The following is a 14,684-nucleotide window of genomic DNA, read 5'->3' as shown; positions in this document are numbered from 1 at the left end:
GAAATTCCGCCGACACTCAAGGCGGTAGCGGCGGCATATCGCCTTCGCCGACCCGCCACACCCAGGAGCCGATCTTCGGTCGCGCGGCGATCATTTCGTCGAGCGACACTTCGAAGTTCTGGTCCGCTCCGGCCGGAACGACAAAGAGCGCGATCGGCTCGTCCCTGGTCTGAAGCAACGCATTGGCGATCGGCTGGTCGGGTTGCAGGTCAAAGCGCAATCCCTTCACACTCTTCTCGCGAAGGCGGGCGAGCCCATCGACGAGCCTTTTCTCCGGGACAGTCTCGTAGGGAATCCAGTTCTCGGACACCACCATCAACGCGACCTCCTCGACAATGGCGAGGCCGGCCGGGTTCAGTCCGAACGTCGCGATCGTCATGAGATGCGAGCTGGAATCCGCTGCCCACAGCGACAATTCTTTTTCAAAACGCGCCTGCAAGCGGCGATGCAATGCATCGTCGATGATGAAGGGAAAACCAGGTAAGTGCCTGATGACGAGTTTCTGACCGGAGCGGGCGGGCACGATCTCCTTCACTTCGCCGACCAGGACGAGCAACTTTCGTGGACCTGATTTCGGCGGGAGCGCCGTGCCGAGAACCGCGTTGCGACGCTGCTCGATGGCTTGCCTGTTCTCGGCCCGAAACGGCTCGGGCACGAACAGGATATCGGCGAGTGGTCCGCCCCTCACTGTCATTTGCCCGGCAGCCTCGAGGAGATGCCAGCGGACATTCCACCAATGCCGTTTGCCGGCCCACCTCGATGTCCAGACCGTCAGTTCGGCCTCGTGCCAGAGATAATGAAGCAGGCTACGCAGCGACATTCTCCTGGGATCGGCGGTTACGCTGGCGGAACTTTGCCCCGCAGGCACCGATGCCGCGCGGCTCCCTGTCTTCGACAGGCTGAAGTCCAACTTGAGGGCGGCCAAGCCGTTTTGCGGATCGAGCTGTATCGCGCTGCCCATCAAGGCGCCCAGCCCGGACAGTTCGTAAGGTGATTCATAGGAATCACAGGACGGATCATGCCCGCCGCCGCTGAGCGGCATGCGCTTGATCAGATGAAGGTCGCCGATGCGGGCGATGTACATCGGGCAGCCTGGCTCGCGGCACAGGCATAGCGGACGCTCGGTGCGGGCATAGGCGATTGCAAGCGCCGCCTGCAGGTCAGGCGCTGCCTCATCGTAGACCGCACTGCCAATTCTGAACCGTCGCATCACCTCCACAGCTCCAGGTCGCCGCCGCATCCCTGTGTGCGCATTCAAGTCATGGGTTTGCGCAGAGCGCAACCCCTTTTGGTGCATCGGCGCCAGAGGCAGAGGGGAGGCCGGGACGAGTGTGGCCCGGCTGGCGCGGAGAGAGTGCCGGCGCGGGCGCCACACCCCTCTCGCGAAGGACATTTCCATGAACATTGTTTCGCCCACACCGGCCGTTGCCCGGACTGCTGCTCCCCTCGACGCGCCGACGCCTGCCTCCATCAACAACGCCCAGGCAATCCATCAGGCGGGAACGCTGCTTTTGCCTTTCCTAGAACAGGGCGAGCCTGTCACCACCGCCGCACTGCGCACCGCCATGACGACCAGTTTTGGCGGCAGCGATGCGCAAGGGTTGTGGGTCTGGAAGGACGCCTATGAAGCGCTCGAAGTTGCCCAGGTGCTGTTTTTGCGCCGGTTCGGCCCTGCGATCCTGTCGCGGTCGACCACGCCGCAGGCAACGCTGGCGATGATTAAGCGCATTGCCGAACTACTTCCCACCCATACGCGACGGTCCGACGAGAGCCAGGCCCTGCAGCAGCTCTCCACACCCTTGCCGCTGGCCTTCGTCACGGCGCACGCCGCGGCGGTCGCATCTTGCGACCTCGTTCTCGAACCCTCGGCCGGCACGGGCCTGCTCGCCGTTCATGCCGAAATGGCGCGCGCCTCGATCGCCCTCAATGAGCTTGCCGCGACGCGGGCCGATCTCCTCGGCCTGCTGTTCCCAAGGGTCCCCGTCTCGCGGCACGACGCCGCCCATATCGACGATCATCTCGACGCGGCCATCGAGCCGTCCGTCGTGCTGATGAATCCACCCTTCAGCGTCGGCGCCAATGTCGAGGGCCATGTCACTGATGCGGCATGGCGGCACCTCTCTTCCGCATTCGCACGCCTGCGTCCAGGCGGGCGCCTCGTCGCCATCACCGGCACCGGGCTGTCTCCGGAAAACCCCAAATGGCGGCCGGCCTTCGAACGCCTGCAGCAGCAGGGCACCGTCATCTTCACCGCGGCGCTCGACGGTCGTGTCTACGCCCGCCATGGCACCACCACTGAGACCCGCTTGACCATCATCGACAAAGTTCCTGCTACCGACCCGACCGGGTTCGTCCGGTCGCCGGGCAAGGCCACTGATGTCGAAACGTTGCTCGCCTGGATCAGGGATCTGCCGACCCGGCTACCGGGCGGTTTTCCCGATTCGATCGGCGCGCTGTCCAACGTCATCCCGCGCAATGCCGCCATGCACATGAGCGGCCGATCGGCCGCGAGAGCTTCACCCCTCGCTGTCTCAACGGCGGTCCGCCCGATTGCGCGGGCGAAACCAGCCAGCCAGGTCAAGGCAAACAGCACGCCGGCAGTCCCCCTCGCCTATGAGCTACGCGACTGGATGCCGGAAGAGGGCCGCCGCCTCACCGATTCGATCTACGAACCCTACGCGCTCCAGTCGATCGACATTCCCCGCGCAAAGCCGCATCCGACGCCGCTCGTGCAGTCGGCCGCAATGGCCGCCGTCGCGCCGCCAAAACCTTCCTATCGGCCGCTTCTTCCTGATGCGATCATCGATGAGGGCCTGCTGTCGGACGCCCAGCTCGAAAGCGTCATCTATGCCGGCGACGCCCATTGCGGCCATCTCGCCGGCACCTGGACGGTTGACGAAACCTGGCATGTCGTCTCGGCCGCCCCAGAAGGGGCTGCGAACGCTGTCCGCTTCCGCCGTGGATGGTTTTTGGGTGACGGAACCGGCTGTGGCAAGGGACGGCAAGTCGCCGGCATCATCCTCGACAACTGGCTGCAGGGGCGCCGCCGTGCAATCTGGATTTCCAAGTCGGACAAATTGCTGGAAGATGCCCAGCGCGATTGGGCAGCACTCGGACAGGAAAAGCTTCTCGTTCAGCCGCTGTCGCGCTACCGGCAGGGCACGCCGATCCGCCTTGCCGAGGGCATCCTGTTCACGACCTACGCGACGCTCCGCTCGCAGGAACGGGAGGGCAAGAAATCCCGGATAGCCCAGATCCTCGACTGGGTGGCCCAAGAGTCAGGGAGGGCCGAAGGCCCGACGGCGATTAAAGAAAACCCGACGAGGATTGGAGGAAACCCGTCGGGGGCCAAAAAATCTTTCGATGGCGTCATCGTCTTCGACGAGGCCCACGCCATGGCCAACGCAGCTGGCGGCAAAAGCGAGCGTGGCGACGTCGCCCCGTCGCAGCAAGGAAGGGCGGGACTGCGGCTGCAGCACGCCCTTCCCGACGCGCGCGTCGTCTACGTCTCCGCGACCGGTGCCACCGCGGTCGAGAATCTCGCCTATGCGCAGCGTCTCGGCATCTGGGGCAGCGAGGATTTTCCCTTCGCCAACCGCGCCGAATTTGTCGCCGCGATCGAGGATGGCGGTGTCGCGGCGATGGAAGTGCTCGCCCGCGATCTCAAATCGCTCGGCCTCTATGCGGCGCGTTCGCTCTCTTATGACGGGGTCGAATACGTCTTGCTCGAGCACGCGCTGACCGAGGAACAGATCCGCATCTACAACGCCTATGCAGATGCATTCCAGGTCATTCACAACAACCTGACCGCCGCGCTCGAGGCGACCAACATCACCAGTGAGTCCGGCACGCTGAACCGCAACGCCAAGGCAGCGGCGCGCTCAGCCTTCGAGAGCACCAAGCAACGCTTCTTCAGCCATCTCATCACCTCGATGATGACGCCGACCCTGATCGGCGCGATCGAAAAGGACCGGGTCGAAGGTCATTCGGCGGTCGTGCAGATCGTCTCGACCGGCGAGGCGCTGATGGAACGACGGCTTGCCGAGATTCCGACCGAGGAATGGTCTGACCTGCATGTCGACGTCACGCCGCGCGAGTACGTCGGCGGCTACTTGATGCACTCCTTCCCCACCCAGTTGTTCGAGGAATATTCGGACGCGGAAGGCAACGTCTATTCGCGGCCGGTCCACGACGCCGACGGCAATCCCGTCCAATGCCGGGAGGCCGTTCGCCGGCGCGACGAGATGATCGAAAAAATCGCATCGCTGCCACCGGTCGGCAGCGCCCTCGACCAGATCATCCATCATTTTGGCACCGACACCGTTGCCGAGGTGACCGGCCGCTCGCGCCGCATCGTGAAGAAGACCGGCCGCGACGGTATCGACCGGCTGGCCGTGGAAAACCGCCCTGGCTCGGCCAATCTCGCCGAGACCCAGAGTTTCATGGATGACGACAAGCGCGTACTGATCTTTTCGGATGCCGGCGGCACCGGCCGCTCCTATCATGCCGATCTTGGGGTGAAGAACCAGAGGCTGCGCAAGCACTATCTGCTCGAGGCCGGCTGGCGCGCCGACAACGCCATCCAGGGTCTCGGACGGACCCACCGCACAAATCAGAAGCAACCGCCGCTGTTCCGGCCCATGGCCGCCAACGTGAAGGCCGGCAAGCGCTTCCTGTCGACGATCGCACGACGGCTCGACACGCTGGGCGCGATCACGCGCGGCCAGCGTCAGACCGGCGGGGCAGGGCTGTTCCGTGCCGAGGACAATCTCGAAAGCCCCTATGCCCGCGCAGCGTTGCGGCAGTTCTATCATCTGCTGCACCAAGGCAAGATCCAGGGCTGCTCGCTAACGACCTTCGAGACCGTGACCGGGCTGTCGCTGACGAGTGACGAGGGGGGGCTGCGCGACGAACTGCCGCCGATCACGACCTGGCTCAATCGCCTACTGGCGTTGCGCATCGAAACCCAAAATCTGCTGTTCGAGGTGTTCGAGCAGCTAATGGCGGCTAAGGTCGAGGGCGCGATCGCTGCCGGCAATTATGACAAGGGCCTGGAGACGATCACGGCGGAGAGCATGGTCGTCACCGATCGCCGCGCCGTCTACGCGCACCCGGTCTCCGGCGCGCAGTCGCATGTGCTGACAGTCGCGCGCAAGGACCGCATCCGGCCGCTCGGGCTCATTGATGCGCTGGCCATTGCCCGTGCGGAGCCCCAATCGGTTCTGCTGGTGAACACACGGTCGAGCCGCGCGGCGATCCTGCTGCCGACGGCGAGCCTGATGCTCGACGACGGCGCGATAGAGCATCGCGTGCGCCTGCTGCGGCCGACGGACGAGCTGCGCTTCGGTCTCGACGCCCTTGCCGAAACACACTGGCAGCCGGCCGACCGAAAACTGTTCTGCGAGCTGTGGCAGGCAGAAGTCACCGCCGTCCCGGAGTTCACCACCAGCACCTTTCACATCGTGACGGGTCTGCTGTTGCCGATCTGGCGTCGGCTGCCGGATCATGATTGTCAGGTCTACCGGATCCAGACCGATGCCGGCGAACGCATCCCATCGGTCGTCACATCGCGCCGACGCTTGTCGCGACCATGTTCCGCAATCTGGGGCTCGACGATGTACCCAAGCTCGCCCCGCAAGATGCCTGGACTGGGCTCGTGGAAGGCAGGATCGGACTGCAACTCGCTGACGGACTGATCCTGCGCCGCAGTCGGGTGATGAACGACCACCGTATCGAGCTGATCGGCTTTACCGACGCTTTTCTTCCGCGGCTGAAGGCGCTAGGCCTGATCGCCGAGATCATCTCCTGGAAGCTCCGGCTGTTCATCCCGACGAGCGAGCAAGGACCGTCCATCCTCGCCGCGCTCCTCGACCGACACACACTGGTCGGCGTCACCGACCAGGCGGCAGCGGCGTGAGGGGAGAGACGATCATGACCGTCTCGGCCTCCGAGCTGGCACACCGCCTTGGCGAACATGCCGAGGCGGTGTGCCGCGAATATCTCTCCAACGGCCATCGCTCCGGCAACTACTGGATGGTCGGCGATGTCCGCAACACGCGCGGCCGCTCCATGCATGTGCGCCTCAAAGCGGTGGGCGGCAAGGCAGCCGGAAAGTGGGTCGACGAGTCGTCGGGGGAACATGGCGACCTGCTCGACGTCATCGAGCTGAGCTGTGGTCTGGTCGACTTCCGCGAGGTCGCGGACGAAGCACGTCGCTTCCTCTCCATGCCGCTGCCATCGCCCCAGCCCCTTGGCGCGCAGCGCCAGCCTGCCGCGTCACGCGGTTCCCCCGACGCCGCGCGTCGCCTGTTCGCCATGTCGCAGCCAATCGTTGGCACGCCGGCCGAACGATACCTCGCCGGCCGCGGCATTCTGCTCTCCTGGCATGAGCACGCGCTGCGCTTCCATCCCGGCTGCTACTACCGGGATTTCGTGACCGGCGAGACGCGGACCCTTCCTGCCCTCATTGCCGCTGTCACCAGCTTCGACGGGAAGATCACCGGCCTGCAACGCACCTGGCTTGATCCCTCGGGTCAGGGCAAGGCGCAACTCGCCGATCCACGCCGCTCACTGGGTCATCTCTTGGGCAACGCCATCTGGCTTGGCCTTGAGCCCGGTGCGCTCGCCCCGGTCATGGCCGCCGGCGAGGGGTTCGAGACGATGGCGTCGCTTAAGGTGGTGATGCCGGCGCTGCCGGTTGCCGCCGCCACTTCGGCCAATCACCTCGCCGGCCTGACCTTCCCGCCTGGCTGCCGTCGCCTCTACATCGCGGCCGATGCCGATGCCGCCGGCCGGCACGGCATCGAGCGTCTCAGCCAGCGAGCCGGCGAAGCCGGGATCCTCGCCCTGGTGTTGCGGCCGCAGCTCGGCGATTTCAACGACGACCTGCGTCATCTCGGCCCGGCCCATCTCGCAGCATGGCTCAGTGACCAGCTTGTCCCGGAGGATGCCCGTCTCTTCCTGCCGCCCGGATGAATGGGTCGGGCCGGCACGCGGGCCGGCGCGGCGTCGCCGGACAGCCTGCAGACATGGCGGCGCTCCACCAGAGAGGCCGCGCCCGCGGCCGGCCTGAGAGGCGACCCCTGCCACCCCCAGTCACGGCCGCAACGGCTTCGCCGTCCTCCGCTCGCGCTCCGGCCTTCGGTGCGGCCGCGCCCGGCGCGCGGCCGGGATGCGCTGTCAGGCCGCGATAGGCGCGGCCATAACCGACGGAGACACGCCATGACCTACGAGCTTCCTCTCGACGACGCCTACGAGCCCTACCACGCCTCCTCGCCGACCGACCGCGTCATCCTCGAACTGCAGATGTACGGCCATCGCCCGCATCAGGACGAACCTGATCCTCGGCCACTTCCCGACGACGAAGTGATCCGGGCCGGCCTCGCCGGAATCGTCGAGACCTTCGCCGGCATGCTTGGCGACACCAGGCTCGAACCCGATCTCGACGACCTGCTCTGGTCCTTCGCAAACGTCTTCCACCGTGCCGCCGAGCGCGTCGCCCGCAGCCTCGACCGCAACGAGGAGGCGCAGCGTTCGAGCCAGCAGGAGCAGGACGGCTCCGAGGTGAAGTCGGTCGAGCTGGAGCGGCTGACCGCGGAAGGCATCACCTATATCGAGCGCCGCAACGTGCTCGAAATCATGCGCGACGAGGCGGCCGACCTTTACGAGGCGCAGACCGGATCGGCCTGGCGGCCGCGCACCGGCTCCAAGGTTAGCCACCAGGCGATGACCGCGGCGGTGATCGACAGCCGCGACTTCCTCGCCGCCCGCCGACACGCCGAAACCGAGGTGCTGGTGCCTGCCGGGACCAAGATCGCCTTCGCCGGCGGCCTCGACTGCAACGATCACGACCGGATCTGGGATGCGCTCGACAAGGCCCGCGAGAAGCATCCCGACATGGTCCTGCTCCACGGGGGCAGCCCGCGCGGGGCCGAGCGCATCGCCGCCTGCTGGGCGGAAAACCGCAAGGTCACGCAGATCGCCTTCAAGCCGGATTGGAACCGGCACGCCAAGGCCGCACCGTTCCGCCGCAACGACCAGCTGCTGTCGGTGGTGCCCTACGGCCTGATCGTCTTTCCCGGCTCCGGCATCACCGAGAACCTCGCCGACAAGGCGCGTCGGCTCGGCATCCCCGTCTGGCGGTTCGCGGAGGACGGCGCGTGAGCGCCGTTTTCTTGCAAATCCAGAAAATCTGGATAATATGGAGACTGATCAAGGAGTCCAGCCATGCGCCAGTTCACGACGGGGGATCTCAACAAGCAGGTAGGCGACGTCACCGACGTTGCCAGCCGCGAACCCGTTATTCTCACCAAGCACCGGAAACCCCGGTTCGTGCTGATGAGTTACGAGCACTACGAACGGATGCGCATCGGCGGCGATCCCCGCCGCGCATACCATGTCTCCGAGATGCCGGAGGAACACGCGGAACTCTTCGACGCCGAGATCGACCGGTTGGCGCGCGGGGAAGGATACGATGATGAGCGGTAGATTTCTGCCTGGTCAGGTGATCTCCTACCCGTATCTTTGGGCATGGCAACACGAGCGCGGCGAAACGGAAGGCCGCAAGAGCCGACCGACCTGCGTGGTCATCGCTGTCCGCGGCGCAAGAGATGGCCTGACCCATCTCGCGCTCCTGGCGATAACCACCCAGCCACCGACCAGCGATCGGTCGGTTTGGAAGTCTCCGCTATCGAGTGCCGCCGCGCCGGTCTGACCGATCTCAAACGCTGCTGGATCGTGGTTGACGAATACAACTACGATATTGCCGAACGCTCCTGGTACATCGAATCCGACGGTAAGCCCCTCGGTCGTTTCAGCAAGGCATTCATGATGAAGATCGCAGGCGCCTTTATCGAAGCGCGCAGCGAGGGCCGCCGCGTCAGCCGTCTGGATTGACGTCCTCTTTTCGCGGCCATACGGACGGGTTGCCTCGCAGCGACCGTCGATAAGACTTTCGTAAAGCGACATATATATATTGCAATAGTAAGAGCTATTTACTTTTACTAATGAAAGTCGCATAATCTATCTTATGGAACTACCGAAATGAAGTCGCCCCCGTTGCCACGCCGCCGCCGCGCCGAACAGTCAGCGGAGTCGTTCCGGTCCACCCACGGAAGGCCCTCACAAAAGAATTGGCGTCTTCGAAGCCAAGCAACAAAGCTATTTCTGCGCTCGACATCATTGTCTTGCGCAAATAGTGCTCGGCCAGTGACGAGCGTACCGAATCGAGAGTTTGCTGGAACGAGGTGCCCTCCTCCTGTAGCCTGCGCTGAAGCATTCGGGTCCCAACTCCCAATCTTTTGCCGACCGACCGCATGGTAACGTCGCCAGCCGGCATGGCTTCAAGCAAGGCGCTCCTAACGCGCTCAACCATGCTCGCAGTCCGGTCAAGATCAGCCAATCTCTGGCGCAACCAAGGCTCGAAAAACAGCCAAATCTTGTGGTTTTCGGTCAGGAACGGACGATCGATATCCGATGCGGCGAATACCAGAGTGGCCTGGGCTGCGTTCTCAACGGCGACGCCGAAAAAGTCTTGATACAATGCTGCGTCATTTCCGGCTGCATCGACTGTCATCGGCCAGCCAACTTTAAGCGGTGTCACGCCGGTGCGCGTCGCAAGTCGTGCAAGCTGCACAAACAAGACCAGTTTGAAGGCCAAAAACACACTGGGCGGCGGCTTCGTCTGATCCAGGAAATCGATGGTGACGGTCGCTTGAACCGGGGTCCTGTCGAGCGTGATCACCATCGGCGCGATCAGCCGGACATACTTGGCAATTCGCTCGATAGCGTTGCCGAAGTTGGCGCTGCACCGGGCGGCAAATAGCTCGGGGTCAAACCAGTCGCTGGTCATGACCTGCGCAATCCGTAACGGCGCCAGCAAGGAGGCGTCCAGGGATCGCGCCTCAGCCTCGATCGCCTCCCAAAGCTTGAAGAATTCCACTGACGTCAGGCGAACCTGGTCACGCGCGAACAGATCACCTGGCAACTCTGCGCGGCGCAATATGGGCGGCGCAGCCAAGCCTGCGTCCTGCATCAGCAGTCGCCAGCCTGGCCATACCGCATAGTCCAGGGTCGAAATGGATCGGCCAGCGGCCGCTGCAAGCGGTTTCGTCATCTCCCGATTTTATTGTGCAGATCATGCCAAACAAAATTCGGAACACGCCAATCTTCGGTGGCCCGCATCCGGTGACGGGCTTCACACCAGCGGTCGCGATCATCGCGACCCGCGGCCCGTCTGCATCCGCCCCACCTGGCTGGATTCTGTCGCGCGTGCGCGTCTAGTGCCAGCCCGCGGCCATCCTGTCCTGGCGCGGAACGACGGACGCGTCGTTGACGTCGCGGCGAATTAGTTGTTGCCGGAATTAAGGCGCCGCAGCATGGCGCCGCGGCCTCTCAAGCCCTCGACTAAGATCTGGCGCTCAGCCTGCGTAAGCGTTTGGGCGAAATCGATGACGGCCTTTTCAAGACGCGTGCGCAAGGCAATGTCAGCCGTCCGGACTGCCGACAGCTGCGCTTCGACGGCCGTCCGGTCCAGCGGGTCCTGCGCGATAAGTCGCGCCAGTTCTGCGCGGCCGGCGCGTGCGGCTTCGAACCGTTCGGGGCTCATTGTGTCCGCTCCAGGCTAATCGTCACGCTCGGCCTCAAGATGATTGCGCAGATTGCGGCGGGCGCGCGCGAGAAGGCTTTCCAAGGCTTCGACGCTGATGCCCATGACATCGGCGGCGTCGATATTGGAAAGTTCCTGATAGTACTGGCGCTGCCGATCGGGAAGTATCGCCAGCGCTGTTGCGATCGATTGCCTTTCGCCGCGATCGCGCAATCTCTGGTCGGGGCCAGGCCCCGGGTCGGCCCGGTCGGGCGGCTCTGCGATATATATTTCACGGCGCCTGCGGAGGCGGTCATGGCAAAGATTGAGCGCCCACGCGATGCAGCCATGTGTCGAAGCGTGCGTTCCCCGCCTCCCAGTCCGGTGACTGGCGCCATATCCGGAGGAACACTTCCTGTGCGACATCCTCTGCCTCGCTACGATCACCCAGCATGCGTGCCGCAAGTCCGAGCACGCGGGGCAGCTTGCGGGAGATCATGCTGCGAACCGCCGCCTGATCGCTTCGCGCGATCCGGGCCAGAAGGTCCTCGTCTGTCTCCTGGCCACTCAAGGATAATGTGCCCGCAAATCTTTGCCTTCACTTCTTGGCCAATGCCTTTCGCGCTGAAAGCTCCTCAGCCGAAATCATGCCGTCTGCGTTTGTATCGATAAGATCGAAACGCCGTCTTGCCATCGGATCAATCTCGGCCTTTTCGAGAAAGCCGTCATTGTTCTTGTCCAGTGTTGCAAACACTTTTGAGGGGTCACGCTCGCCCTTGCCCGCGGCCGGACGCGCTTTCCATTCGTCCAGTGAGATTTTGCCGTCGGTGTTGGTGTCGGCACGCATTATCCGTATTTCGAACGCCGACTGAAATTCGGCCAAGGCCAGCTTGCCGTCGCCATTCTTGTCACCGAGCGGCGCGGCCGCCCCCGCCCCCGTGCAAAGCGGGATGATTGCGGGCATGGATATGCTGCGCTTGAGGAAGGTCTTCATTGCGTGGTCCTTTCGGTCGAGGTTCAGGCTCGATCGTTAAACGCCGGCAAAAACGATATCCGTCGCCGGTTGGACCGCTTTCTTTGGCTGGAGCACTTTGATCACCTGTGAAATTCAATAGGACGTGGAATGGCGTGGCCGCATGATGGTCGTGACGACATCACCAGCGGCCGGAGTCGCCCCCAAGCGGAAGCTCGCTCGCTCCGGGTCAATTCACGGCCGTGACCAAATGCAGCTTATCCCTGGCAGGCGGTCCGCCCCCTGCCAAGGGCAAGGTCGTCATCAAGGCAGATAGCGCTTTCCTTGTTCTTATTGTCTTCACCTCTCGCCCATCATCTCATGTCGCGCCAGATGGGGTGTGCTTCACGTGTACGACCTAAGCGAGACTCCGAGAGGCAAATTTTCCGGCCCAATAAAAGTCCCGCCGGACCCTTGATCGCCAGAAAATGAATCCCCAGTGGGCACCAACCCGCTGGTCCGGGCCCCTCTGGTGAGAGCCTCGGCACTCTTGCGATGTCGGACCGATTTTCTGACAACCCGTGCCGACAGGGGATTGCCCTTGAACCTCTCATTTTTGTTCGTCGAGTGGCTGGGAACGCCGCTCTGGATGTGGTCGAGCTTTTTTGCCCTCTTATCGCCATTTTGTCGTTCGACCTTGGAATTCTTCACAGGCAGGACAAGGAAATCGGCGTCCGTGAAAGCGTAATGCTTTCTGCCCTCTATATCGCCCTCGGGCTCGCCTTCGGTGGCTGGGTATGGTGGTATCTCGGCTCCGACGCCGGCCTCGCCTATCTGACAGGCTTCGTCGTCGAAAAGACGCTGGCGCTCGACAACGTCTTCGTCATTGCCCTGATATTCTCATTCTTTGCCGTGCCGCGCATTTACCAACACCGGGTGCTCTTCTGGGGCATCCTCGGCGTCCTCGTGCTGCGTGCCATCATGATCGGTGTCGGCGCGACGCTGGTCGTCGAGTTCGCTTGGGTCCTTTATATCTTCGCCGCGTTCCTGATTGTCACTGGCATCAAGATGCTGATCATCAAGGAGGCAGAACCTGACGTATCGAAGAACGTCCTCGTCCGCTTCATGCGCAATCGCCTTAACGTCACCGACGAGCACCACGGCGAGCGGTTTTTCGTCAAAAAGAGAAATCTCGGGACGCGCCGGACGAGCTGGTTCATCACGCCGCTCTTCATGGCGCTGGTGATGGTCGAGGTGGCCGACGTCATCTTCGCCGTGGATTCCGTCCCTGCGATTTTCGCGATCACAACCGATCCGTTCATCGTCTACACCTCGAACATCTTTGCGATCCTCGGCCTTCGCGCCCTTTATTTCGCGCTTGCGGCGATGATCCACCGCTTCCGTTACCTGAAGCCCGCGCTCGCTATCGTTCTGATCTTCATCGGCTCGAAGATCTTCGTCGCCGATCTCCTGGGCCTTGAAAAGTTCCCGGCCGCCCTCTCGCTCGGCATTACCTTTGCGATCATTGGCGCCGGCGTGGTCTGGAGTCTTCTCAAGACGCGGGATCAGCAGCGGCAGCCTGTGTGACCGGGCTCTGCAAAGACGAATACCGTTAGCTAAGGAACAGAAGGAAGAAGATATGATTGCGGAATTCATCACCTGGATTTTTGCCATGCTCGTCATCGGCCCCCTGCAAACCCAGATACAGGAACAAGCTGAGCGCGCGAGGCTTCCGGTGGAAATCGTTCGCCAGTCCCAGAACTGCCTGACGTCTCAAGGCCCGCAACTGATTGAGCGCGCCGCCGGCGACTACGGCTGGGCGGCGGTCACCGCCATCAACATAGCGATTGGCCGTACCGCGCCGGTGGAGCTTCTAGATAGCCAGGACCCGCAATGCGCAGCCCTTGTCCGGGCTCTGAACAGAGCTGGCGAGGATGCGTAAGGACCGGCTGCGTGCGCGAGACGTCCGATCAGGATGCGAACAGCAGACCGCCGCAGGGTGCGGCCTCCGCGCGGTTGAACGAGATGCTGGAACTCGCTCGCGCGAAAGGCGGCCTCTCGATTGGGAGGCTCTGGAGGCGATGGGCCAAACTGGCATCGGCTTCTCAATCCTGTTTCTGGCCATTCCGGCGCTGACGCCGATCCCGGGGCCGTTCGGCATGGTTTTCGGCAGCGGACTCGCGCTGGTCTCGCTCCAGATCGTCGCGGGCAACCGGAGGGTCTGGTTCCCCGCCATCATCAGCGAGCGCCAGTTTTCGCCTGCGGCGCTCGATCTTGTCGTCCGTCATTCGATGCCGATGATCGGCCGGGTGGAGAAAATGGTGCGCGCCGGTCGGCTGGAGATCCTGACGGGCCCGACGGTGCAGACCCTGCTCGGCGTACCGATCTTCCTGCTCGCCGTCGTTATCGCCCTGCCAATTCCCTTCGGCAATATCCTGCCGGTGCTCTCACTGGTGGTCTTGGCCGTGGCCTTGATGGAACGCGACGGTCTCGTCACCCTGATTGGACTGCTGCTCGCCTCGGCGTCGTTTGTCGCGACCGCGGCTCTGCTTGTTGTTGTGGCCTCAGCGCTCTCGACGTCCTAAGCGCCGGATTTGCGAGATTACGGGCGCGTCGGTCTTCTATATCGTCCAGGTAGTCGAACTGGCGGCTGGCGCGAAGAACCTCGTGTTGCTGGCTATGAGCATGCGCGATGGCCTGAATGCTACACGGTGGAGGCGGACCAGTTTTCTCAAACCTGCGCGGGCTTTCTCGACAACTTCGTTGCCCGAGACGAGAACGCAAAGGGCACCGTGGCCTTTCGGTTGAAGAAGCCCGACGGTTTGAGTTCGCCGCCGGCCAGGCCGTCTACGTCCGGTTGCCCTCTCTCAGGGAGAGCGACGCCAAAGGGCGCGCGAGAACCTTTTCCATAGCGAGTTCGCCGCTGCAACCAAAGCTGACAATCGTCACCCGATAAAGCGACTCGAGCTTCAAGCGCAGCTTGATGGACCTCTGCATCGGCGCGGTCGAGATTAATCGCAACCGCAATTTGCTGTCGATTGCAAGGTCGAACAACGCTCGATCACGCAGGCGACCTTCTCGATCGAGGAAAAACCGGACGGCCTATATCGGCCGAGGCTTCAGCGCTCGCGCCAACCTCCTTGCCTG

Annotated in this window: 9 protein-coding genes and 5 pseudogenes; 8 read left to right on the top strand and 6 right to left on the bottom strand. The window is 63.1% G+C overall.

What is annotated here, in order from left to right; all coding sequences use genetic code 11:
- Nucleotides 1-16: 16 nt before the first annotated feature.
- Complete coding sequence (locus NKH43_RS19725) at nt 17-1,210, bottom strand: DUF1173 domain-containing protein (protein WP_352859499.1); 1,194 nt, start codon at nt 1,208-1,210, stop codon at nt 17-19.
- Nucleotides 1,211-1,397: 187 nt separating this feature from the next.
- Here NKH43_RS19725 and NKH43_RS19720 point away from each other — a divergent pair.
- The 5 genes and pseudogenes from NKH43_RS19720 to NKH43_RS19700 all read left to right on the top strand — a co-directional run bounded on the left by NKH43_RS19720 (nt 1,398) and on the right by NKH43_RS19700 (nt 8,895).
- Nucleotides 1,398-5,917: pseudogene (locus tag NKH43_RS19720) on the top strand (strawberry notch-like NTP hydrolase domain-containing protein).
- A gap of 14 nt (nt 5,918-5,931) precedes the next feature.
- Entirely contained in the window at nt 5,932-6,975 is a 1,044-nt protein-coding gene (locus NKH43_RS19715) for a DUF7146 domain-containing protein (protein WP_352859497.1), read from the top strand.
- Between the two features lie 246 nt (nt 6,976-7,221).
- The gene (locus NKH43_RS19710; protein WP_352859496.1) at nt 7,222-8,163 is read left to right on the top strand and encodes a DUF2493 domain-containing protein; all 942 of its coding nucleotides are present in this window, start codon (nt 7,222-7,224) and stop codon (nt 8,161-8,163) included.
- Between the two features lie 63 nt (nt 8,164-8,226).
- A complete protein-coding gene (locus NKH43_RS19705; RefSeq protein WP_352859494.1) occupies nt 8,227-8,487 on the top strand; it encodes a type II toxin-antitoxin system prevent-host-death family antitoxin in 261 nt (86 codons plus the stop codon).
- A pseudogene (locus tag NKH43_RS19700) lies at nt 8,477-8,895 on the top strand (hypothetical protein). Before NKH43_RS19705 ends, NKH43_RS19700 begins: the two are co-directional and overlap by 11 nt.
- Nucleotides 8,896-9,034: 139 nt before the next feature.
- Here NKH43_RS19700 and NKH43_RS19695 read toward each other — a convergent pair.
- From NKH43_RS19695 to NKH43_RS19680, 4 genes and pseudogenes are all read right to left on the bottom strand, one after another.
- Nucleotides 9,035-10,114 carry an AraC family transcriptional regulator gene (locus NKH43_RS19695; RefSeq protein WP_352859492.1) on the bottom strand — a complete coding sequence of 360 codons (1,080 nt, stop codon included), beginning with the start codon at nt 10,112-10,114 and terminating at the stop codon, nt 9,035-9,037.
- 231 nt (nt 10,115-10,345) lie between these two features.
- Complete coding sequence (locus tag NKH43_RS19690; RefSeq protein ID WP_023720391.1) at nt 10,346-10,606, bottom strand: periplasmic heavy metal sensor; 261 nt, start codon at nt 10,604-10,606, stop codon at nt 10,346-10,348.
- A 15-nt stretch (nt 10,607-10,621) separates the two neighbouring features.
- Nucleotides 10,622-11,156, bottom strand: a pseudogene (locus NKH43_RS19685) (RNA polymerase sigma factor).
- Between the two features lie 27 nt (nt 11,157-11,183).
- The gene (locus tag NKH43_RS19680; protein ID WP_352859490.1) at nt 11,184-11,579 is read right to left on the bottom strand and encodes an EF-hand domain-containing protein; all 396 of its coding nucleotides are present in this window, start codon (nt 11,577-11,579) and stop codon (nt 11,184-11,186) included.
- Between the two features lie 559 nt (nt 11,580-12,138).
- Between NKH43_RS19680 and NKH43_RS19675 the strand changes: the two are divergent.
- The 3 genes and pseudogenes from NKH43_RS19675 (at nt 12,139) to NKH43_RS19665 (ending at nt 14,122) form a co-directional block, all read left to right on the top strand.
- Nucleotides 12,139-13,124, top strand: a pseudogene (locus NKH43_RS19675) (TerC family protein).
- A gap of 52 nt (nt 13,125-13,176) precedes the next feature.
- On the top strand, nt 13,177-13,479 hold the full coding sequence (locus NKH43_RS19670) for a hypothetical protein (protein ID WP_352641946.1): 303 nt from the start codon (nt 13,177-13,179) through the stop codon (nt 13,477-13,479).
- Nucleotides 13,431-14,122, top strand: a pseudogene (locus NKH43_RS19665) (exopolysaccharide biosynthesis protein). Before NKH43_RS19670 ends, NKH43_RS19665 begins: the two are co-directional and overlap by 49 nt.
- Nucleotides 14,123-14,384: 262 nt before the next feature.
- On the opposite strand, the gene NKH43_RS19660 reads toward NKH43_RS19665, so the two are convergent.
- A complete protein-coding gene (locus NKH43_RS19660; protein ID WP_023720383.1) occupies nt 14,385-14,591 on the bottom strand; it encodes a hypothetical protein in 207 nt (68 codons plus the stop codon).
- Nucleotides 14,592-14,684: the final 93 nt, after the last annotated feature.

The sequence above is a fragment of the Mesorhizobium sp. M1163 genome (assembly GCF_040318415.1).
In the GTDB taxonomy this organism is placed as follows: domain Bacteria; phylum Pseudomonadota; class Alphaproteobacteria; order Rhizobiales; family Rhizobiaceae; genus Mesorhizobium.
This window is presented reverse-complemented; position numbering and strand designations above follow the sequence as displayed.

Bases quoted from the DNA above. Each gene is read 5' to 3' on its own strand.
- NKH43_RS19725 (WP_352859499.1), bottom strand. From the start codon at position 1,210: ATGCGACGGTTCAGAATTGGCAGTGCGGTCTACGATGAGGCAGCGCCT.
- NKH43_RS19715 (WP_352859497.1), top strand. From the start codon at position 5,932: ATGACCGTCTCGGCCTCCGAGCTGGCACACCGCCTTGGCGAACATGCC.
- NKH43_RS19710 (WP_352859496.1), top strand. From the start codon at position 7,222: ATGACCTACGAGCTTCCTCTCGACGACGCCTACGAGCCCTACCACGCC.
- NKH43_RS19705 (WP_352859494.1), top strand. From the start codon at position 8,227: ATGCGCCAGTTCACGACGGGGGATCTCAACAAGCAGGTAGGCGACGTC.
- NKH43_RS19695 (WP_352859492.1), bottom strand. From the start codon at position 10,114: ATGACGAAACCGCTTGCAGCGGCCGCTGGCCGATCCATTTCGACCCTG.
- NKH43_RS19690 (WP_023720391.1), bottom strand. From the start codon at position 10,606: ATGAGCCCCGAACGGTTCGAAGCCGCACGCGCCGGCCGCGCAGAACTG.
- NKH43_RS19680 (WP_352859490.1), bottom strand. From the start codon at position 11,579: ATGAAGACCTTCCTCAAGCGCAGCATATCCATGCCCGCAATCATCCCG.
- NKH43_RS19670 (WP_352641946.1), top strand. From the start codon at position 13,177: ATGATTGCGGAATTCATCACCTGGATTTTTGCCATGCTCGTCATCGGC.